Below are 20,876 nucleotides of genomic sequence, written 5' to 3' on the forward strand. Positions count from 1 at the left end.
GCGGCCCTTTTCTTTTCTGATTTAGCCTGGCCAGCATTGTCCGCCGCCGTCGATCCTGAGCACCTGGCCCGAGACGAAGGCGCCCATGGGACCTGCGAAGAACTCGACGACGCGCGCGACCTCATCGACGGTCGCGATGCGGTCGAGCGTGCCGGTCTCGACCATCCTGTCGGGGTCCACCGCGCGCGTGCCGAGGAAACGGCCGGTGCGGGTATCGCCGGGCGCGATGCAGTTGACGGCGATGTCGTAAGCGCGGAGCTGGTCGGCCAGGCATCGCGTGTAGTGGGTTACGCCGGCCTTCGACACCGCATAGATCGAGCCCTGGGTGCGGCCCTTGAACGCGGCGACCGAGCCGAGCGTGACGATGCGGCCGCGCCGCCGCTCCATCATTCCCTTCGCGACCGCCTGGCAGGTCAGGATGGTCGAGAGCAAATTGCGCTCCAGCACCGCGCGCACATCGGCCTCCTTGATGTTCACCGCGTCGTTCGGGTCCGGCTTGCCGCCGGCGGCTGCGATGTCGCCGCCGGCATTGTGCACAAGAATGTCGATCGGGCCGAGGGCTGCTTCCGTCTCGGCGATCACGCGCGCGATGTCCTTGCCCCTGGTGAGATCGCCGAGCACGCGCTGGCTGCGGACGCCGAATTGCTGGCCGATCTCTGCGGCGACCGCGGTGAGGGTGGTGCCCTCGCCATATTCCGCCGGCCCGTTCTCGCGCATGCCGTGGAAGGCGACGTCGGCGCCGAGCGCGGCGAGCTTCTCCGCAAAGGCGCGTCCGAGTCCGCGCCCCGCGCCGGTCACCAGCGCGACCTGTCCTGACAATACTTTCCCGTCATGTGCAGCCATGATCTTCTCCTGTTGTGAATGTCAGTCCGCCGCGAGATCGAGCCCGATCGCCATCGCCTGCACGAGGCACATCGGCGCGACCAGCGTGCGCAGCGCCGGCTCGGGCATGTCCTGGATCTCGAACACGACGCTCGCGCCTTCGACGATCGGGCTCAAGAGACTGTCGGTGATGGAAATCGTGGGCACGCCTCGCGCAACGAGTTCGGGAAACAGCCGAGCCGTATCCGGATAGTAGTTCCGGAAGCTGATCGCGACCAGCGCGTCCTCCGTGGTTGCGGCATGCGACTGCTCGTGGATGCTGCCGCCCGTGCCGTCGAGCAGGACGACGCGGCGTCCGAGCTTGCGCAGCACGTAGGCGAGGTGGGTCGCAACCGGAAACGAGCCGCCGAGGCCGAGCAGATAGATGTCGCGCGCTTTCGCAAGGATCGCAGTTGCCGCGTCGAGCTCGCGCGCATGCACCGACTGGCTCAGCGTCACCAGCGACGATTGCGCCTCCGAGACGAAGCGGGACAGCACCGCGGCGGGCTGGCGGCCGAGCACCGATTTCTCCTCGCTCTTCATGCGCGCGAGCCGCGCCTTGTAGCTCGGCGCGACGCCGGCGACGAGGCGGGAGCGGAACACCTGCTGCATCTCGGTGAAGCCACCAAAGCCGAGCGCATGGGCGAAGCGAACGATCGCCGAGGGCGGCACGCCCGAGCGCTGCGCCACCTCGGCCACGGTGCCGAGCGCGACATCGGTCGGGTGATCGAGCACGAACTCCGCGATCTGCTGCAGCCGGCCGGATAGCGCCCGGTGCCGCTGCGCAATGGCGCCGCGCAGCTCGTCGTAGCTCATCGCGCCTTGTGCCTTGTTCATCGTCTCGGGTCTCCGGATCGGTCGCCTGTTTAACGGCATTTCACCGTTTGGATCAAATATTCTACTTTACATAACAAATGGAATGAATATTCTAATGGCACAAAAAAGCAAAAGACTTCGAAAACGGGAGGAAACGATGAGAGGGCGTCAGATCTCACGGCGAAGCGTTCTGAAGGGCAGCTTGATGGCCAGCGTCATCGGCGGCACCGGCAGCTTCTTTGGGCCGTGGAAAGAGAATCACGCGTGGGCGCAAGGCGCCAAGCCGATCAAGCTCGGCCTGACCTGCGACGCCAGCGGCCAATACGGCAACAGCGGCCAGGATGATTTCCGCGGCATCAAGATGGCGATCGACGAGTTCAACGCCAAAGGCGGCGTGCTCGGCCGCCAGGTCTCGTTCATCACTGCGGATACTGAAACGACGCCGGCGACAGGCAGCCGCGTCGCCGAACGATTCATCACCCGCGAGGACTGCACCATCCTGATCGGCGCGCTGCATTCCGGCGTCGCCAACGCCATCACCCAGGTCGCCAGCAAATACGGCGTGATCTACATGAACACCAATTCCTCCGCGCCGAGCGAGGCCGGGGAGAACTGCTCACGTGTGAAATTCGTGTGGGACGGCAACGGCACCAATTTTTCCAAGGCGTCGGTCAAGAACGCGGTCGATTCCATCGGCAAGAACTGGATGCTGCTGACCAACGATTACGTCTGGGGTCACACGACGTCTGCCGCGACCAAGGCGCAAGTCGAGGCGGCCGGCGGCAAGATCATCGACAATCTCCTGGTGCCGCAGAACACCCGCGACTTCACCGCCTACCTCCTGAAGATCCAGCAGGCGAAACCCGACGTGGTCGCGACTGCGATCGGCGGTGACGACATCAAGGCGCTACGCGAGCAGGTGGCGCAGCTCAAGCTCGACGGCAAGCCGGCCTGGATCAACAACCAGCAGGACTGGCCCGATGTCTGGGGCGCGCCCGACAGCCTGTTCGGCGTGTTCGGCACGACCTGGTATCACAAGCTGCAACTGCCCGGCGTCGCCGATTTTGTCAAGAAATGGCAGGCCGCCAACAAGGACGGCCCGATCCCGGTGCCAGGCAACGTCTCCTACAACGGCTATATGTCGACGCGCGAATTGCTCCGTGCGATCGAGCGGGCAGGGTCGACCAACAACGTCAAGATCATCAAGGAGATCGAGAACCTCAAGGTCTCGGCGACGGACCGCATGCAGCATTTCGACGCCTACATGGATCCCGTGACGCATCAGATGCAGCAGACGATCTATCTGGCGCGACGCAACGCCAAGCCGGCCGACAACACCGATCTGTTCGAGATCATCAGTTGGACCGAGCCGAAATCCGCCGCCGATGACGCCGCACCCGGCAAGTGCAAGCTCACGCCCTACGAGCAGGTGCCGACCGTCGACTCCTAGAGACGGTGCGTCGCGTCGTGGAACGAGCGGCGCGCATGTCGCGCGCCGCAGGCCCGGGCCATCGACGCCTGGGTGACCAATGCCAGTTGCGAGAGCCAATACCTTGTTCGACCTTCTTCCGCATCTCCTGAACGGCCTGACGCTCGGCCTGTTGTTCGCGCTGATCGCGCTCGGCTTCATGCTCATTGTCGGGCTGATGGAGCAGATCAACCTTGCGCATGGGTCCCTGTTCGCGCTCGGGGCCTATGTCGCCATGCAGCTCACCGGACCGCGCCCGCCATTGCCGGCCGATCTTGCGAAGGTGTGGCTCGCGCTCCCGCTGGGCTGGCGCTATGCCGCGACGCTCGTCATCGCACCCGTGATCGTGAGTCTCGTCGGCATGCTGATCGAGCTCTGCATGCGGCGTACCTATGGCAAGGACCCGCTGTACGGGCTTCTCCTGACCTTCGGCGCCGCGATGGTGATCGAGGAGTTGATCCGCCTTGTCTGGGGCACGCGTGACTATGTGCTCCAGGTGCCGTCCGCCATCAATGGCGGCTTCCTGTTCGGCGATCTGATCTGGTCGACCTATCGTTTCTACGCGGCGGGCATCGCGGCCGGGATCATCGGCCTGGTCTGGCTGTTGATCGAAAAGACTTCATTCGGCGCAACCGTCAAGGCCGGTGCCCATGACAGCGAGATCGTCCGCGCGCTCGGCATCAACCTGTCGCGATTGCGGCTGCTGGTGTTCGTGTTCGGCACGATGCTGGCCGCGATCGCGGGCATCATCGTCGCGCCGATCTGGGGCATTCGTCCGCATATGGGCGTCGATGCCGTCATCCCCGCCTTCCTGGTGATCGTGCTCGGCGGCGTCGGCAGCTTTTGGGGCGCGGTCGTGGCGGGGTTGCTGGTCGGACTCTGTGTCGGCCTTGCCGGCGCTTACGCGTCCGAATGGTCGCTGTTGTCGATGTACATCCTGCTCGTTGCCGTCGTGACGTTCCGTGCGCGCGGCCTGTGGGGCAAGAAGAGCGTGCTCGAGGCCTAGGGAATGATTGTGGGATCAAAATCGTCATCCGACGCTGCGCGCCTCGTCACGCCGACGATGCTGGTGCTCTGGCTCGTGCTTGCAACGGTGCCGCTGTGGATCACGCGGATCGGGCTCTATCCCTATCTCGGGATCGAGATCCTGATCTGGTCGCTCTATGCGCTTGCGTTCAACCTGGTGCTGGGCACGGCCGGACTTCCCTCGTTCGGACATGGCGCCTATTTCGGCATCGGCGCCTATGCGTTCGGGCTCTGCCAGCTCGACATTGTCGCCAATCTCTGGATCTGTCTCGCTGCGGCGGCCGTGGTCGCGGGGGTTGCCGGCGTGCTGGTGGCGCTGTTCATCTCGCACCGGCGCGGCATCTACTATGCCTTCATGACGATCGCATTCGGCCAGATCTTCTGGACGCTGGCGATCAAGTCGCACCGGATCACCGGCGGTGAGGATGGGCTTCTCAAGATCAAGCGTTTGCCGGCCGATTTCGGGCTGGTGTCGTTCGATCTCACCGACAATGTCGCGTTCTACTATTTCGTGCTCGCGGTCTTCGCGGTCGGTACCGCCGTATTGTGGCGGCTGGTGCACTCGCCCTATGGCCGCGTGGTCGCTGCGATCAGGCAGAGCGAGGTTCGCGCCGCTCATCTCGGCTATAACGTGTGGCTCTACAAGGCATCGGTGTTCGCGCTGTCGGCGGCCGTGTCCGGTTTTGCCGGCGGACTGTTCGCGATGGCGCAGCTCGCCGCATTCCCTGACGTCATGAGCCTGCATCAATCCGGCTACGTCGTGATGATGACGCTGGTCGGTGGCGGGCTCGTCAGCTTCTGGGGGCCGGTGATCGGCGTGTTTCTCTTCCTCACCGCCCGCGACGTGATCGGCGCGCTGACCAATGCCTGGATGCTCTATTTCGGTCTGCTGTTCATTGCGATCGTGCTGTTCCGCCCGGAAGGCATTGCGGGCGCGCTCTCGGCCGCCGTGCAGCAACATTCATTGAACGCGCTAAGGCGACGCGGCACGTCCGCGATGCGACTGCTGGTCGGGGGCGGGCGATGAGCATGATCGAGGCCGCAGGTGTGCACGTTCGCTTCGGCGATCGCGTCGTGCTGGAAAGCGTCGATCTCGCGGTTGCCGAGGGCGAGTTTCACGGCGTGATGGGCCCGAACGGTGCGGGCAAGACCACCTTCTTCAACGTCCTCACCGGCAGGGTGAAACCAAGCCGCGGCCGAGTCCTGCTCGGCGGCGAGGATGTCACGGGATTGAGCCCGCACCGCATCGCCGCCAAGGGCATCGCCCGCTCGTTTCAGATCATGACCCTGTTCGACGAATTCTCCGCCCGCGACAACGTCATGATGGGCTTGCCCGCGTTTCGCGCTCGTGGCCTCGATATCGCCCGTGCCGCAGCCGGTGACCGCAGGTTTGCCGAGCAGGCATCCGAAGCGCTCGCCGCGGTCGGGCTTGCCGACAAGGGCGATGTCCGCGCCAAGGACCTGTCCTATGGCGACCGCCGCGCACTCGAGATCGCGGTCGCGCTGGCGCAGGCCCCGCGCGTGCTGTGCCTGGACGAGCCGACCTCCGGCCTCGGCTCCGACGGCGTGCAGCGGCTGGCCGCTCTGGTGGCGCGCCTGAAAGGCCGGCTGACCATCGTCGCCATCGAGCACGACATGGAGTTCCTGTTTTCGCTCGCCGATCGCATCTCGGTCATCCATTGGGGCCAGGTGGTGGCGCGTGGCACGCCGCACGAGCTGCAGCAGAACGAATGGGTGCGTCGTTCCAATCTCGGGAAGTTCGCATGATCCTCGAAGTGGATGGGGTCGATACCTTCTACGGCGAGACCCAGGCGCTGTTCGGCGCCTCGCTCGCGATCGAGCACGCCAAGGTGTTTGCACTGCTTGGGCCGAACGGCGCCGGCAAGACCACCATGCTCCGTTCAATTCTCGGACTGACCCGCCCGCGCCGCGGCGCGGTTCGTTTCGACGGGCATGACGTGACGCGCGATCCGACCCACGAGATCGCGCGCGCCGGCATCGGCTGGGTGCCCGACGACCGGCGGCTGTGCCCGACCTTGTCGGTGGCGCGTAACCTCACCATCGCGCAGAAGCGCACGCGCTTTCGCAATTGGAGCGTCAAGGAGGCCGCCGCAATCTTCTCGCCGCTCGAATATCTCATGGAGCGCGACTGCGAGAACCTGTCGGGCGGTGAGATGCAGATGGTCGCCATTGCGCGCGCGCTGGTCGGCTCGCCGGGACTGGTCCTGTTCGACGAGCCGAGCCAGGGTCTTGCGCCAAAGATCGTCGGCGACGTGCTCGCGACCATTTTGCACATGAAAGAGGAGGGGATCGCCTCGCTGGTCGTGGAACAGAATGCGGAGATCGCGCTGTCGGTCGCAGACCACGCCGCGGTGATCGACCGTGGTCGGATCGTCTGGACCGGTGAGGCCGCGACCTTGCGTGATGATCGCGCCCTTCGTCAGCGCTTGCTGGGAGTACAATAGGTGGCCGCACCGCTGCTCGTTCTCGATGACGTTCGCAAGGTCTACACAAGGGGCCGCGTCATCCGCCGTCCGACGTTCACGCTTCAGGCAAACCTGTCGCTGGAGGAGCCGGGTATCGTCGGCGTGGTCGGGCCGAACGGCGCCGGCAAGACGACCTTGTTCGAGATGATGACCGGTTCCAACGCGCCGACTTCGGGGCGCGTGCTGGTCGCGGGCACCGATATCCATGGCGTCAAATATCGCGAGCGCGACCGGCTCGCGATCCACTATCACCAGTCCTATCAGGTCAGGCGGTTCCGCAAGCGCATTCCGTCCGCCTTGCTGGCGCCGTCGCCGACCCGGACGCCGCTGGTTCATTTGTTCGACGAACCGCAGTTCAACCTGCAGGACGGCTATATCGGCTTCATGCTCGATTTCTTCCGCAAGCTGCGCGACGAGGGCAGGCTGGTCATCCTCTGCATGCATCCGACAGCCAGCTGGCACCTCGACATCCTCGCCGAGATCGCCGAGCAATTCCTGTTCGTCGCCGGCGGCGGGGTGACGCGGATGGCGGACTTCCGCACGCTCGCCGCCGAACCGCGCTTCCGCCTCTATCTCGGACCGGAAATGACGCGCGCCGCGGACGCGATTTGTCACAGCTCGACCTAAAAGGAGACTCCGTTGGCCTATTCGAACACGCAGCTTTTCATTGCCGGCAAATGGCGCCCGGCCCATTCGGGCAAAGCGATCGAGGTGCGCAATCCCGCGACCGAGGAGGTGATCGGCACCGTCGCGCATGCCGGCCAATCCGATCTCGACGAGGCGCTCGCCGCCGCTTCCGCCGGCTTCAAGATCTGGCGCAACGTCGCGCCGTTCGAGCGCTGCCGGATCATGCGCAAGGCCGCCGCGATCATGCGCGAGCGCAATGACGAGATCGCGCCGCTGCTGACGATGGAGCAAGGCAAGACGCTGGGCGAGGCCAGGATGGAGGCAATGGCCGCCGCTGACGTGATCGAGTGGTTCGCGGAGGAGGCCAAGCGCGCCTACGGCCGGTTGATCCCCGCGCGCGGCCCCGGCATCTACCAGATCGCGATGAAGGAGCCGGTCGGCCCGGTCGCCGCGTTCACGCCGTGGAATTTCCCGATCAACCAGGTCGTGCGTAAGCTCTCGGCTGCGCTCGCCGCCGGCTGCTCGATCATCGTCAAGGCGCCGGAGGAGACGCCAGCTTCGCCCGCGCAGTTGATCCGCGCGTTTGCGGACGCGGGCGTGCCCGACGGCGTCATCAACCTCGTCTACGGTGTGCCGTCGGATATCTCCGAATATCTGATCCCGCATCCGGTGATCCGAAAAATCTCCTTCACAGGCTCGACCCATGTCGGCAAGCAGCTCAACGCGCTCGCGGGCCTGCACATGAAGCGCGCCACCATGGAGCTCGGCGGCCATGCGCCGGCGATCGTCTTTGGGGATGCCGACGTCGCGTCGGCTGCGAAGATTCTCGCGGCGGCGAAATATCGCAACGCCGGCCAGGTCTGCATCTCGCCGACGCGGATGCTGGTGCAGGACGACGTGTTCCGCGAATTCGTCGACAAATTCGTCGACAGCGCCAAGGCGTTCAAGGTCGGCAACGGCCTCGATCCCGAGTCCAAAATGGGCTCGCTCGCCAATCCGCGCCGCGTCACCGCCATCGAAGGCATGGTGCAGGATGCCGTCGGCAAGGGCGCCTGGCTCGAGACCGGCGGCAAGCGCGTCGGCAACAAGGGCCATTTCTTCGAGCCGACCGTGGTGAGCGATGTGCCGAAGGATGCGCGCGCGATGAACGAGGAGCCGTTCGGCCCGCTCGCCCTGATCTCCCGCTTCTCGTCATTCGACGACGTGGTCGAGGAGGCGAACCGGCTGCCCTTTGGCCTTGCCTCTTACGCCTTCACCAGCTCGGCCAAGACGGCGGCTGCGATCGGCGCGGCGGTCGAGGCCGGCATGATGTCGATCAACAGCTTTGGTCTGGCGCTGCCCGAGGTGCCGTTCGGCGGCATCAAGGATTCCGGCTATGGCTCGGAAGGCGGCACCGAGGCGATGGAAGGCTACTTCAACACCAAGTTCATCAGCCAGACGGGCGTGTGAGCGGGCGTGCACGCGAGGCCGCGCGATCATCGCGCGGCTTAGCGCTTGACGAAAACCAGGTTGCAGGCACGCGCCTCGTTGCGCTTTCCGCTGCCACGGGTGCGATCGAACTGCGCATCGACCGTAAAGGCGTAAGGCGAGCCGGGTGCGAGATTGTTGAGTGTGTAGGTGCTCGCCCCGGTCGTGCCGCGCGCGCTCAAGGTCGTCTTGCCGTCCGCGGGGATCTGGCCGTCGATCTCCAGCCGATTGACACCGCCCGGACCCTGCACCTCGGCGTGAAACACGCCATTGGTCACGGTGGCGACCAGGGGCCTGGTGAAGCCCTGCGCCTTGCCGGAAGCCGGGCAGTTCAACGTCACGTCCCAGCTGCCGTCGAAATCCTTGCTGCCGGTGGTTCTGGCATTGCCGCTCGGCGCGACCGCCACTTTCTGCTTCAGGCCTTCAATGCGTGCCTTGGCGAGGGTGGCGAAGATGCAGTTCGGGAATCTCGCGAGATGATCCTCAAAGGCACCCAGCGTGCCGATGCCCTCAGCAGCCTTCCAGTGCGCCTCGGCGGCCGCGCAGGGATCGGCCTTCGGTGCAGCTTGGGGGGCCGCCGGCGCGACCGTGACCGTTACAGGCCCGTTCAGGTAGAACTTGCCGATGATCGACAGCGAGAGCTCCGGCAGCTGGGTCTTGCCGCTGGAGTCATAGACGTCGCTGCTGATGTCGCGAAAGACGTCGCCGATTTCCTGCGGTTCCTCGATATGCTTGAGGAACGCGGTCGTGTAGGGGCTGTTGCGGCCGGTGCCGTCGGCGGCGACCTGCCCTGATTGCGTAGAGAACGACACGATCGTGCCGCGCGGCGCCTCGACTTTCGACAGGCCTCGTCCGATCGAGGCGGCGCGCGTCGAGCCGGCAGAGCGCTTCAAGGTTTCGGCCAGCGGATTGTCGCGGCAGGAATCGAGCACGAGGATGCGCAAATTCTTGGCCTGCTGCAAATCGTTCACGATGTCGTCGACACGTACGAAGCGCTTGAGGTCTGCTTCATCCGTCAGCACAGCATCGACAGGCATCAGATAGTTGACGCCGTTGTACTGCATCGCATGGCCGCTGTAGTAGAACATCGCGACGTCGGCGCGGCTGGCGGCGCGCGCGAAGCGGATGGTCAGGTCCTGCATGTCGGCCTGGCGCAGGTCGATACCCTGGAACACCTCGAAACCGCTGCGCTTGAGCGAGGCTGCGACGTCTTCGGCGTCATGCGACGGGTTGGGAAGCTGCGCTGTAGAGACATAAGCGCCGTTGCCGATCACCAGCGCGACCCGCGTGTCCGCCGATGCGGGACCAAGGCCCAGTCCAAGGCTCAGCCAGAGGGCGAGGAGGGGCAGGAAAAAATGACGCAAAATTCCAGAAGGAGCACGCATGAATGCCTTCCAGGGAAATATCGAAAAATATGCCCCAGATTAGCGCATGCCGCGTCGGTATCAATGCCCTCGCTGTGGCCCGGTCAGATTTGGCGACCGTGACATCCTGTCACGCCGGGTTTGCCGCCACCGTCTTGCGCAGCTCCATCTCGGTCGCAATCGCATCCCGCACGGCGGGCCGCGCCTGCATGCGCGCAAGATAGGCCGACAGGCTTGGCCATTGCGCGATGTCGACGCCCGCGGGACGGAGCAGCAGCAGGGCCCAGGCGAGGTGGGCATCTGCGACGGTGAAACGGTCGCCGACGAGGAATTCGCGGTCCGCGAGATGCGCTGATGGCACCGACAGAGTCTGCGTGATCCTCGCACGCGGCTTGGCGAGCGAGCCGTCGTCCTTGTACCAGAAGGTCGGAAACAGGAATGCCTTGTGGATCTCGGTGCCGACGAAGCTCAGCCATTCCTGCAGGCGGTAGCGGTCGGGATCGCCGAACCGGGGCGCGAGACCCGCCTCCGGCTTCGCATCGGCGATGTATTGCAGCACCGCCGCGCTTTCGGTCAGCCGTTCGCCGTTCTCCAGCACCAGGACCGGCACCGCGGCCTTCGGCGACACGCCGCGGAAATCGCCGTCGTCGTCGGCGACCGTCTTGGTCCGGAGATGCACCAGATGATAACGCGCATCGAGGCCGGCCTCCATCAGCGCGATGCGGCTCGCAAGCGAGCAGGCCATCGGCGAGAAATAGAGCTGCAGCATCGCGTTGCTCCGTTATTTCAGCGCATCGCCGCGCGCGATGATCGCGAAGCGGTCGGATAGCTCGGCGAGTGCAACCTCGTGGATGGTCCGGGCGTCCAGCGTGCCGCCGCGGCCGTCGGGCAGGTCGCGCGTGGCGCAGGCATCGGCGTCAACAGTCGTGCGAAAGCCGAGGTCGAGCGCGGCACGGGCGGTGGAGCTGACGCACATATGCGTCATGAAGCCGGCCAGCACGATGTTCTTCCTGTCGGTTGCGGCAAGGCGCGCCTGCAAATCAGTGCCGGCAAATGCATTGGGCAACTCCTTCTCGATCACCAGCTCGCCGGCACGGGGGCTCAGCTCGGCGACGATGGCGCCGCGCTCAGCGCCGCGATCGAACAGGCTGCCGGCCTTGCCGCGATGGGCGATATGGATGATCGCGGCTCCGCTCTCGCGGGCCCGTGCCAGGAGCGCAGCCGCCCGTGCGATCGCGGGCCGCGCGTCGGGCAAAGCGAGGGGACCTGCAAGATATTCGTTCTGGATATCGATCAGCACCAGCGCGGCGTCGCCAAGACGCGGCGGGTTGAGATCGGCACCGGCGAGCTGCAGCAGGGTCTTTGCGGTCGTCATGGTCTGGAAATCTCCGGGGCAAAAGGCTGCACAAACATAGCCCGGGAATGCCTGCTGATATGCAGGGATATTGCCAGCGGGTGGCTGCGATATTGCAGGCTGCTCCAGGCCGGTATAACCTGACGCTATGAACTGGGACGATTTGCGCATCATCGCCGCCGTCAGGGACGAGGGCACCTACGCGGGCGCCAGCGCGCGGCTGCGCATTGACGAGACGACGGTCGGGCGCAGGCTCTCGCGCATCGAGCGTGCGCTCGGTTTGCGTCTGTTCGAGGCCGCGGACGGCGTCCGCCGGCCGACGCGGAGTTGCGAGGCGGTGCTGGCGCATGTCGAGGCGATGGCCGCACATGCCGCCGAGATCGGTCGCGTCGGCGCGAGCCTGGCAGGTCCGGTGGGCCGCCTGCGCATCGCCTCCACCAACACGTTCGCCGAGGAGGTGCTGTCGCCGCGCGCGAGCGACTTCCTGCGCGCCAATCCCGGCCTGACGCTGCAATTCCTCACCTCGAGCGAGAACGTCAAGTTCTCGCGCTGGGAAGCCGATCTCGCCATCCGGCTGCGCAAACCCGACAAGGGTGACTTCGCGATCTCCAGGCTCGGCGAGATCCGCATTTATTATTTCGAGCCTGTTGCGACCGAGGGCGAACCGGTGCTGTGCGCCTATCCGGACGAACTCGGTGCCATTCCCGAGATGCAATTCCTGCGCATGAAGCAACCCCGCGCGCGCTGCGTCACCGACAACGTTCGCGTCATCCGTAACCTGATCCGCGCGCATCGGGCCGCCGGCGTGTTGCCGGAATATGTTTGCGCGGACTTGCTCGGCGATCGCCGCCTGCGCGCCACGCTACTGCCGAAGCGGCGCGACGCCTGGCTGCTCGTGCAAAATCACCTCAAGCGCGATCCCGCGACGCGTGTGACGATCGACTGGGTGAGGGCGTGTTTTCAGGAAACGTCGCGCGGTTGACGTCACATCGCATTGTGATCATCGCGTCACAGTGCGGAGTGCGTGACGAAAAATCTTGGCTTTCCCCCTTGCAACCCGAACGTGCTTCGTCTATTAGCGCCCTCCTTCGCTAGGCCATGGGTTCGGGCTCTCTGAGATCCCGACTGGCGCGAGCCGCTCTGCGGTTTCGTGTTCCGCCGAATGAAGGGCAAACGCAGGACGTAGCTCATGGAGAGCGTCGGGCTGAACACCCGAAGGCATCGGTTCGATTCCGGTCTCTTGCACAAAGGATAGCTCAGTTTGGTAGAGCAGATGACTGTTACTCATCCTGTCGCGGGTTCGAATCCCGCTCCAGCGCTCCGTTTCAGCCTGAAAAGCTGATACCTCTGACGAGGACCGGACGCGCGCTTCAGTCGCAGTCCGGCCGTTTTGCCGAAAGGCTTTCCGTCCGAACCTAGACACTGTGAGACCGGCTTTGCGCCGCGGGTCGATACCGCTTGCGCTGATGCCGGGTGGCTCCGCATGACCGCTCGACACGCGTCGAGCGATCGCGCGCGTGCGCCCGTCATCGCGCAAGCTCAAGCCCCGGCCCGCCGATTTCCCGGGAAGCGTCGTCCGCGTCCTCACGTCCTTTGCAAACGAAACCTGCTGTCAGGCATCCGGCCGGGCGCAAACGAAGGAGGCGTGCCATGACATCTAAAGAGACCTGGCATTTGCTGATGCTGAACGTGACGGTGAAGGATGGCGAGCGCGCGTTGCTCACGCGCAACGGACAGCTGGTGCGCGTGCTCGCGCCCGGCAAGCACCGGCTGTTCGATCCCCTGCACGAGCTGAAGGCCGAGGTGCTCGACGTGGTTCGCAGCGAATTCCCTGCGGATCGCTACGCGGTGCTGAAGGCCGCGCGGCCTGATCTGGCCGCTGAGCTGTTCGAGGCGATCGAGACCAAGGCGGACGAGATCGCCATCGTCAGCCTCGACGGCCGGCCCGTGCATCTGATGACGCCCTGGCAGGTGCGCGTCTACTGGAAGGTCGCGACCCGCATCGATGTCGAGCGCATCGATGTGTCCGCCGATCCCCGGGTTGGCGCGCGGCACCTGACCATGATCGAGCGCAACCGCTCGACCGTCGTGATGGAAGCGGTGGTCGAGAACCACGAGGCGGGCCTGCTCTATGTCGAGGGCCGGCTCGTGGAGCGGCTTGCGCCCGGCCGGCACGCCTTCTGGACCGTCGGCCGCAAGATCGAGGTGAAGCGCCTCGACCTGCGGCCCCAGGCGGTCGAGATCACCGCGCAGGAGATGCTGACCAGGGATCGCATCGCGCTGCGGGTGACGCTGACGGCGTTCCGCAGGATCGTCGATCCCGAGCGCACGGTTGCGACCGTGCCCGACGTGGATGCGTGGCTGTACCGGCTGGTGCAGTTCGCGATCCGCGAGGCGGTGGCGGGCCGGACGCTGGACGAGGTGCTGTCTGCGAAGGCGGCGCTGGATGCGGAGCTGCGCGACTATGTGCGTGCACGCGTCGCGGAGTCCGGCACGGAGGTGACCGAGCTCGGCGTCAAGGATGTGATCCTGCCCGGCGAGATCCGGGAGCTGGTGAACAAGGTGGTGGAGGCGGAGCGGGTCGCGAAGGCGAACCTGATCCGCCGGCAGGAGGAGACCGCGGCGACGCGTTCACTCCTGAACACCGCCCGCCTGATGGAGGAGAACCCCCTGCTGCTGCGGCTCAAGGAGCTGGAGTCGCTGGAGCGGCTGGTCGAGAAGGTCGGCCGCATCGACCTCCATGCCGGCAACGGCGAGGGCCTCGATGCCCTCCTGACCCGGCTCGTGCGCCTGAAGGCGCCCGAGAGCGCATGAAGCAGGAGGGCCGCCCACGGGCGGCCCTTCACATCTCCATTGTCGACGCTTGCGATGAACGCGTGCGCGCGCCCGTGCGACCAAAACCATGAGTGGGTATTGCACGCGCGCGAAGGTTGCGTAATCTCACGGTGACGACCACAATCTCGATCATGGCAAGCGAATGACCACTCTTCAGCAAACGATCCGCCCTACGGCCCGGCCGCGGGAATGGAAAGCGATCGTCGTCCTGATCCTGTTGATCCCGGTGCTGTGGTCGCCGCCGTTCCTGTTTCGCTTCTTCCTGTATCAGCCGTTCAACATCCCTTCCGGCTCGATGACCCCGACGCTGGTCGTCGGCGACTACGTCTTCGCCGCAAAATATGCCTATGGCTACGGCCGCTATTCCTTTCCGTTCGCGCCGTCATGGATCTCGGGCCGCTTCCGGGCCGCCGATCCGGAACACGGCGACGTCGTCGTATTCCGCTCGTCGAAGGGGACTTCGGCCGACTATGTCAAGCGCGTGGTCGGGTTGCCAGGCGATCGCATCCAGATGCGGAAGGGGCAACTCATCCTGAACGATCGCCCCGTGACGCGCGTCCCTCTGAAGGAGGTGCCCGCGGGCTCTGCCTGCGGCACCGATGATGGCGCGAAGGTCAAGCGCTGGCGCGAGACGCTGCCGAGCGGCGCGTCCTACATAACCTACGACTGCGTCGACAACGGTTATCTCGACAACACGGACGTCTTCACGGTGCCCCCCGGCCATTTCTTCGCGCTCGGCGACAACCGCGACAACTCGTCCGACAGCCGGCTGATGTCAGTGATGGGTTTCATCCCGATGGACAATCTCATCGGCAAGGTGACGCGGATCATCTGGTCGCTCGACGAAGACGGCGAGCCGCACATGGTGCGGCTGGGGAAGGTGTGGTGAGGGGCGCCGCCGTCATTCCGGGGCGGCGCGTAGCGCCGAGCCCGGAATTCATTCGTCCGCAAGGTTCGTTTCCCGAAGGTCGTCGGGCCGAGCCCTTCAGTCGCCAATCTCTTTCAGAAAGGCCTTCGCTTTTGCGCAGGCTTCGTCCGTGTCGCCAAAGCGGCAGGATTTCGCCAAGAAACGCCGCGCCCGGTCGTTGTTCTTTTCGACGCCGATACCTTTGATCAAGTGAAATCCCATCATCGTGCAGGCCCAGGGATCGTCTCGGCCGCATGCCAGTTCATACGTCCGATTGGGACAGGCATAGTCGCCGCTGTCTTCCATGCTGGCGGCAACGTTCGTACAGCCTGAAGCAACGCCGAGCTTGCAGGCCCTCAGAAACAGCGCATCGGAGAGCGGCCCGGTCTTGATCATCCGCTGGACGACGAGTGCGGCTGCGTAGCAGTCGCTCGCGTTGCCCGCCCGACAGCGATCAAGGCACTGCTCCGCCGCAGCCGAGCATCCTTCGATCGAAAAAGCAGGTGCGCCCGCGTTCGCCGGCATGGAGTCAGCGGGGCATTGCTCGGCTCGCGGAAGCCAATCCGGCCATGTCCCTTCCATCTTCCCAATCGCGTCATTGTTGTCCGCCGCGTCTACGGGCGTCGGCGCGGAAAGGCCCGCAGCGGAGATCATGACAAGGGCTGCCAGCAGCGGACGTATCTTGCGGTGCGGCATTGCAATTCTCGTCAGGGCTCCACGGGATCCTGCAGCATTAGTGATCCGAAGGATACACCTTTGAATTGTAGGTGCGCTCGCAGGTCGCCACAAGGCGTTGCATCGGGGCGCCGCCCCAAAACAAAAACCCCGGCATCGCTGCCGGGGTTTCGTAGTCCTTGAGGTGGCCGGACTTAGAAGTCCATGCCGCCCATGCCGCCGCCCGGGGGCATCGCCGGACCGGCGCCGCCCTTCTTGGGCAGCTCGGCGACCATGGCTTCCGTGGTGATCAGGAGCGCGGCAACCGAGGCTGCGTTCTGGATCGCGGTACGGACCACCTTGGTCGGGTCGATGATGCCCTTGGTGACCAGGTTGACGTACTCGCCGGTCTGGGAGTCGAAGCCGTAAGCGTAGGTCTTGTTCTCCAGGATCTTGCCGACGATCACCGAGCCGTCTTCACCGGCGTTGATCGCGATCTGGCGAGCGGGAGCCGACAGCGCCTTGCGCACGATCTCGACGCCGGTCTTCTGGTCGTCGTTCTTGGTGCGCAGACCCTTGAGCTGCTCGGAGGCACGGAGCAGGGCGACGCCGCCGCCCGGGACGATGCCTTCCTCGACCGCCGCGCGGGTCGCATGCATCGCGTCATCAACGCGATCCTTGCGCTCCTTCACCTCGACCTCGGTCGCGCCGCCGACGCGGATCACCGCAACGCCGCCTGCGAGCTTGGCGAGACGCTCCTGGAGCTTCTCACGGTCGTAGTCCGAGGTGGTCTCCTCGATCTGCGCCTTGATCTGGGCCACGCGCGCCTCGATGTCGGCCTTCTTGCCGGCGCCGTTGACGATCGTGGTGTTCTCCTTGTCGATCATCACCTTCTTGGCGCGACCGAGCATGTTGAGCGTGACGTTCTCGAGCTTGATGCCGAGATCTTCCGAGATCGCCTGGCCGCCGGTCAGGATCGCGATGTCCTGCAGCATGGCCTTGCGGCGATCGCCGAAGCCCGGAGCCTTGACGGCCGCGACCTTCAGGCCACCGCGCAGACGGTTGACGACGAGGGTGGCGAGCGCCTCGCCTTCGACGTCCTCGGCGACGATGACCAGCGGCTTGCCGGTCTGCACCACGGCCTCGAGCAGCGGCAGCAGCTCGTTCAGCGAGGAGAGCTTCTTCTCGTTGATGAGGATGTAGGCGTCGTCCATCTCAACGCGCATCTTGTCGGCGTTGGTGACGAAGTAGGGCGAGATGTAGCCGCGGTCGAACTGCATGCCCTCGACGACGTCGAGCTCGGTCTCGAGCGACTTGGCTTCCTCGACGGTGATGACACCCTCGTTGCCGACCTTCTTCATGGCGTCGGAGAGGAACTTGCCGATTTCGGCATCGCCGTTGGCGGAGATGGTGCCGACCTGGGCGATCTCGTCGTTCGAGGTGACCTTCTTGGAGTTCTTGACGAGGTCGGCGACCACGGCTTCCACGGCCAGGTCGATACCACGCTTCAGGTCCATCGGGTTCATGCCGGCGGCAACCGACTTTGCGCCTTCACGAACGATCGCAGCCGCGAGCACGGTTGCGGTGGTGGTGCCGTCGCCGGCCGCGTCAGCCGACTTGGAGGCGACTTCGCGCACCATCTGCGCGCCCATGTTCTCGAACTTGTCGTCGAGCTCGATCTCCTTGGCGACGGTGACGCCGTCCTTGGTGATGCGGGGAGCGCCGAACGACTTGTCGAGGACGACGTTGCGGCCCTTGGGGCCGAGCGTCACCTTGACGGCGTTGGCGAGGATGTCGACGCCACGCAGCATCTTGTCGCGTGCATCGACGCCGAATTTGACTTCTTTAGCTGACATCTGGATTTTTCCTTAGGTGTTTAGCTGGTGGGGAGAGGGGGCTCTTAGGCCGCCTTCTTCTTGGAAGCGGGGACGTCGAGGACGCCCATGATGTCGCTTTCCTTCATGATCAGCAGGTCGACGTTGTCGATCTTGACTTCAGTGCCGGACCACTTGCCGAACAGCACGCGGTCGCCGACCTTCAGGTCGATCGGGATCAGCTTGCCAGCTTCGTCGCGGCCACCGGGGCCGACGGCGACGACTTCGCCCTGCGAGGGCTTTTCCTTGGCAGTGTCGGGAATGATGATGCCGCCGGCGGTCTTCTCTTCTGCGTCGATACGCTTGACCACGACGCGGTCGTGAAGCGGACGGAATTTCATGCAGTCCTCCTAAGTAGTTGCACGGTATGGGAATTTTTTGGCGTTAGCAGTCTGTGCCAGCGAGTGCTAGCACAAGCGAGGCTGAAATAGGACAGGAATTTTGCGGGGGCAAGGGCTTCTAGCAGAAAAATCGGCACTCTGAAGGCCCGGGTGCCAGAATCTCTTTACCATCGTTAACCCGCCCGGTGACCGTATTAGCACGGAGCCGCCTCTGCTGCTAAAGCATTGAATTTCAACAGCTTGTTAAACTTTTAGGCTTGAGATGGATTGTCAGTTTGCGTCACATTTCTCTCATGTGAGCGCATCAGTACCGGGTGGCTCGTAAGGCGCACACCGACCAAGCCGCCCCTTGAATGCGCTCCTGCAAAGGAGGTTGGCATGGGCTTGCGGAGTGGGGGCGTTTCCGAAGATTTCCGGAAACAGCTTTTGGGTTACGGGCTGACGACGGCGCAAATTCTCTATCGGATGCCCGATCATCCCTCGCTTCTCCAGACCTACGTCTGGCAGAACTACGACATGTTTCCGAAATTTCCGGCGCTGAAGGATTTCCTGGCGTTCTGGCAGGAGAAGCTCGACGGTCCGCTCCATTCGGTGACCGTCGCGCATTCCAAGCTGATCAAGCCGGCCGAGCTGCGCGCCGTGGATGGCGTGTTCCGGCTGCATTGAACAGCGCGCCGGCATCGTAGAGTGGGCAAAGGCGCGCTCGCGCCGTGCCTACCATCTCTCCACGATTGCATCTGGCAATGGTGGGCACGCTTTCGCTTTGCCCACCCTACGATATCTCGTTCTGTGCTAGCCTCCGCCTATAACAACAGGGAGGCGGCCCATGGCCAAGAAAACAAAATCGCGCAGTGCAGCCCAGGCCGCGGTGAAGAAGCGGAGCGGAGCCAAGGCCGTGGCACGATCCTCGGCGCGCAAGGCGGTGAAGGCGAAGGCGCGCACGACACCGGCAAAGGCCGCTCCGAAAAAGGCCGCCCGTCCCAAGCAGCGCATCGCCATCAGTCATCACCGCGAGGAAGACTTCAAGGCCGACGGCCTGCGCACCTACGCCAAGTACCGCGATCTCGGCATCGCCGAAGCTTCGCATGGCTTGGCACAGGCGCACGTGATCCGCCTGCAAGGCCCCTGCGATCCGAACGAGGTCTCGAAGCTGCACTTCCACGACGTCGAATTCCAGATGGTCTACGTGCTCAAGGGCTGGGTGAAGACCTACATGGACGGGCAGGGCGAGACCTTGATGAAGGAAGGCAGCGCCTGGACCCAGCCGCCGAAGATCAAGCACATGATCCTGGATTATTCGGATGACGTGGAGCTGCTGGAGGTGATCCTGCCGGCGGAGTTCAGGACGGTGGAGTTGAAGGCCTGATGTCATTCCGGGGCGCGCGCAGCGCGAGCCCGGAATCCATTTACTCGGCATGTGCTGACGCCCGATGGATTCCGGGCTCGCCGCTTCGCGGCGCCCCGGAATGACGGGTGGAGAGAGCCTAACTCAACACCCCCACCACCGCCCCCATCAAACACGTCGTCAGCGTTCCCGACACGATCGATTTCAGCCCGAGCGCGTTGATCTCCTCGCGCCGCTCCGGCGCCATCACCCCTAAGCCGCCGATCATGATGCCGAGGCTGGCGAAATTGGCGAAGCCGCACATTGCGTAGAGCATGATCAGGCGCGAGCGCGGATCGAGCGTATCGGGTGGCAGTTTTGAGAAGTCGACATAGGCGATCAACTCGTTGAGCACGGTCTTGGTGCCCATCAGGCTGCCGGCGGTCACCGCCTGGTCCCAGGGCAATCCCATCAGCCAGCACACCGGCGCCATCACGAGGCCCAGCAGCCGCTGCAACGAGATCGCGGCGCCGCCGATATTGGGCAGCAGGCCGAGGACGGCATTGACGAGATAGACCAGCGCCACCAGCACCAGCAGCATGGCGACGATGTTGATCAGCAGTTCGATCCCCGCGCTCGTCCCCTTCACGATCGCATCCATCGGGCCGGAGACATCCATCTCGGGATCCTCCAGCGCGCCGCCGGTGCGCTTGTCTGACGTCTCCGGCACCATGATCAGGCTGACGAGGATCGCGGCCGGCGCGCCCAGCACCGAGGCGATGACGAAATGCGCGGCGGCATCGGGAATGAGCGGCGCCAGCAGCGTCGCATAGAGCACCAGCACCGTGCCGGCGATGCCGGCCATGCCGCCGGTCATCACCAGGAACAATTCGCTGCGCGTCATCTGCGCCAGGTACGGCCGCACGAACAGCGGTGCCTCGACCATGCCGAGGAAGATGTTGGCTGCGGTCGAGAGCCCGACCGCGCCGCCGACGCCCAGCGTCCGCTCCAGCAGCCAGGCCATGCCGCGCACGACCGGCGGCAGCACGCGCCAATAGAACAAGAGCGTCGTCAGCACGCTCATGACCAGCACGATCGGCAGCGCCTGGAACGCCAGGATGAAATCGGCGCCCGGCACCTTCAGATCGAAGGGCAGGGGACCGCCCCCGACATAGCCGAACACGAAGGAGGAGCCGGCGCGGGAGGCCGCGGAGATCGCGCCGACCGCGTCGTTGATCGCCCCAAAAGCCCGAGCGACGACGGGCACTTTCAGGAGGACAGCCGCGGTGACGAATGTCGCGATGAGGCCAATCGCAGCCTGCCGCAGCGATACGGCGCGGCGATTCTCTGCCAACGCGAAAGCGATCAACAGCAATGCGAAAATGCCGAGTGCCGATTGCAAGCGCAGCATGGTGTCCCCAAACCCTCAATGATTATGGCCGCGCCCGCGTTGCAAACGCAATGCCGGGAGG

General features: G+C 64.6%; 21 protein-coding genes and 2 tRNA genes. 14 read left to right on the top strand and 9 right to left on the bottom strand.

Annotated features, from left to right (window positions below; all coding sequences use genetic code 11):
* Positions 1-21 precede the first annotated feature (21 nt).
* Together ACVJ5M_RS18440 and ACVJ5M_RS18445 are read right to left on the bottom strand one after the other, a co-directional pair.
* Positions 22-843 (bottom strand): SDR family NAD(P)-dependent oxidoreductase, encoded by an 822-nt coding sequence (locus ACVJ5M_RS18440; RefSeq protein ID WP_231142257.1) that lies wholly within the window; start codon positions 841-843, stop codon positions 22-24.
* 21 nt (positions 844-864) lie between these two features.
* A complete protein-coding gene (locus ACVJ5M_RS18445) occupies positions 865-1,698 on the bottom strand; it encodes a MurR/RpiR family transcriptional regulator (protein WP_071912511.1) in 834 nt (277 codons plus the stop codon).
* Between the two features lie 136 nt (positions 1,699-1,834).
* Here ACVJ5M_RS18445 and ACVJ5M_RS18450 point away from each other — a divergent pair, with 136 nt between their 5' ends.
* The 7 genes from ACVJ5M_RS18450 to ACVJ5M_RS18480 all read left to right on the top strand — a co-directional run bounded on the left by ACVJ5M_RS18450 (position 1,835) and on the right by ACVJ5M_RS18480 (position 8,733).
* On the top strand, positions 1,835-3,127 hold the full coding sequence (locus ACVJ5M_RS18450) for an ABC transporter substrate-binding protein (protein ID WP_231142254.1): 1,293 nt from the start codon (positions 1,835-1,837) through the stop codon (positions 3,125-3,127).
* Positions 3,128-3,230: 103 nt separating this feature from the next.
* Entirely contained in the window at positions 3,231-4,151 is a 921-nt protein-coding gene (locus ACVJ5M_RS18455) for a branched-chain amino acid ABC transporter permease (RefSeq protein ID WP_166091617.1), read from the top strand.
* 3 nt (positions 4,152-4,154) lie between these two features.
* Complete coding sequence (locus ACVJ5M_RS18460) at positions 4,155-5,198, top strand: branched-chain amino acid ABC transporter permease (RefSeq protein WP_166091623.1); 1,044 nt, start codon at positions 4,155-4,157, stop codon at positions 5,196-5,198.
* Positions 5,195-5,938 carry an ABC transporter ATP-binding protein gene (locus tag ACVJ5M_RS18465; protein ID WP_028158494.1) on the top strand — a complete coding sequence of 248 codons (744 nt, stop codon included), beginning with the start codon at positions 5,195-5,197 and terminating at the stop codon, positions 5,936-5,938. The genes ACVJ5M_RS18460 and ACVJ5M_RS18465 overlap by 4 nt, the downstream gene beginning before the upstream one ends.
* Positions 5,935-6,636, top strand: a complete 702-nt coding sequence (locus ACVJ5M_RS18470) for an ABC transporter ATP-binding protein (RefSeq protein WP_231142253.1) — start codon at positions 5,935-5,937, stop codon at positions 6,634-6,636. Before ACVJ5M_RS18465 ends, ACVJ5M_RS18470 begins: the two co-directional genes overlap by 4 nt.
* Positions 6,637-7,284: an ATP-binding cassette domain-containing protein gene (locus ACVJ5M_RS18475; RefSeq protein WP_231142252.1), complete on the top strand. Its 648-nt coding sequence runs from the start codon at positions 6,637-6,639 to the stop codon at positions 7,282-7,284. It begins immediately after the preceding gene.
* A gap of 12 nt (positions 7,285-7,296) precedes the next feature.
* Positions 7,297-8,733, top strand: a complete 1,437-nt coding sequence (locus ACVJ5M_RS18480) for an NAD-dependent succinate-semialdehyde dehydrogenase (protein WP_231142251.1) — start codon at positions 7,297-7,299, stop codon at positions 8,731-8,733.
* A gap of 38 nt (positions 8,734-8,771) precedes the next feature.
* Here ACVJ5M_RS18480 and ACVJ5M_RS18485 read toward each other — a convergent pair whose 3' ends face one another.
* From ACVJ5M_RS18485 to ACVJ5M_RS18495, 3 genes are all read right to left on the bottom strand, one after another.
* On the bottom strand, positions 8,772-10,136 hold the full coding sequence (locus tag ACVJ5M_RS18485; protein ID WP_231142250.1) for a caspase family protein: 1,365 nt from the start codon (positions 10,134-10,136) through the stop codon (positions 8,772-8,774).
* Between the two features lie 109 nt (positions 10,137-10,245).
* Positions 10,246-10,884, bottom strand: coding sequence for a glutathione binding-like protein (locus ACVJ5M_RS18490; protein ID WP_231142249.1), 639 nt, complete (start codon positions 10,882-10,884; stop codon positions 10,246-10,248).
* 12 nt (positions 10,885-10,896) lie between these two features.
* Complete coding sequence (locus ACVJ5M_RS18495) at positions 10,897-11,490, bottom strand: cysteine hydrolase family protein (RefSeq protein WP_231142248.1); 594 nt, start codon at positions 11,488-11,490, stop codon at positions 10,897-10,899.
* 127 nt (positions 11,491-11,617) lie between these two features.
* Here ACVJ5M_RS18495 and ACVJ5M_RS18500 point away from each other — a divergent pair, with 127 nt between their 5' ends.
* From ACVJ5M_RS18500 to lepB, 5 genes are all read left to right on the top strand, one after another.
* Positions 11,618-12,451 (top strand): LysR family transcriptional regulator, encoded by an 834-nt coding sequence (locus ACVJ5M_RS18500; RefSeq protein WP_085404363.1) that lies wholly within the window; start codon positions 11,618-11,620, stop codon positions 12,449-12,451.
* Between the two features lie 193 nt (positions 12,452-12,644).
* Positions 12,645-12,714 (top strand) — tRNA-Phe (locus ACVJ5M_RS18505).
* A 4-nt stretch (positions 12,715-12,718) separates the two neighbouring features.
* A tRNA-Asn gene (locus ACVJ5M_RS18510) sits at positions 12,719-12,784 on the top strand.
* Between the two features lie 335 nt (positions 12,785-13,119).
* Positions 13,120-14,283: a slipin family protein gene (locus ACVJ5M_RS18515; protein WP_231142247.1), complete on the top strand. Its 1,164-nt coding sequence runs from the start codon at positions 13,120-13,122 to the stop codon at positions 14,281-14,283.
* Between the two features lie 163 nt (positions 14,284-14,446).
* On the top strand, positions 14,447-15,193 hold the full coding sequence (gene lepB / locus ACVJ5M_RS18520; protein WP_231142246.1) for a signal peptidase I: 747 nt from the start codon (positions 14,447-14,449) through the stop codon (positions 15,191-15,193).
* Positions 15,194-15,289: 96 nt separating this feature from the next.
* On the opposite strand, the gene ACVJ5M_RS18525 is transcribed toward lepB, so the two are convergent.
* From ACVJ5M_RS18525 to ACVJ5M_RS18535, 3 genes are all read right to left on the bottom strand, one after another.
* Positions 15,290-15,907, bottom strand: a complete 618-nt coding sequence (locus ACVJ5M_RS18525) for an SEL1-like repeat protein (RefSeq protein WP_231142245.1) — start codon at positions 15,905-15,907, stop codon at positions 15,290-15,292.
* Between the two features lie 173 nt (positions 15,908-16,080).
* Positions 16,081-17,721: a chaperonin GroEL gene (gene groL / locus ACVJ5M_RS18530; RefSeq protein WP_071912538.1), complete on the bottom strand. Its 1,641-nt coding sequence runs from the start codon at positions 17,719-17,721 to the stop codon at positions 16,081-16,083.
* A 44-nt stretch (positions 17,722-17,765) separates the two neighbouring features.
* The gene (locus ACVJ5M_RS18535; protein WP_008139213.1) at positions 17,766-18,080 is read right to left on the bottom strand and encodes a co-chaperone GroES; all 315 of its coding nucleotides are present in this window, start codon (positions 18,078-18,080) and stop codon (positions 17,766-17,768) included.
* Between the two features lie 378 nt (positions 18,081-18,458).
* Between ACVJ5M_RS18535 and ACVJ5M_RS18540 the strand changes: the two genes are divergently transcribed.
* Positions 18,459-18,746, top strand: a complete 288-nt coding sequence (locus ACVJ5M_RS18540) for an usg protein (RefSeq protein ID WP_014494242.1) — start codon at positions 18,459-18,461, stop codon at positions 18,744-18,746.
* 160 nt (positions 18,747-18,906) lie between these two features.
* Positions 18,907-19,446: a cupin domain-containing protein gene (locus ACVJ5M_RS18545; RefSeq protein WP_231142244.1), complete on the top strand. Its 540-nt coding sequence runs from the start codon at positions 18,907-18,909 to the stop codon at positions 19,444-19,446.
* Between the two features lie 118 nt (positions 19,447-19,564).
* Here the strand turns inward: ACVJ5M_RS18545 and ACVJ5M_RS18550 are convergent, their stop codons facing one another.
* Positions 19,565-20,815: a NupC/NupG family nucleoside CNT transporter gene (locus tag ACVJ5M_RS18550; RefSeq protein ID WP_231142243.1), complete on the bottom strand. Its 1,251-nt coding sequence runs from the start codon at positions 20,813-20,815 to the stop codon at positions 19,565-19,567.
* Between the last annotated feature and the right edge of the window lie 61 nt (positions 20,816-20,876).

The organism is Bradyrhizobium sp. S3.7.6 (assembly GCF_054061875.1).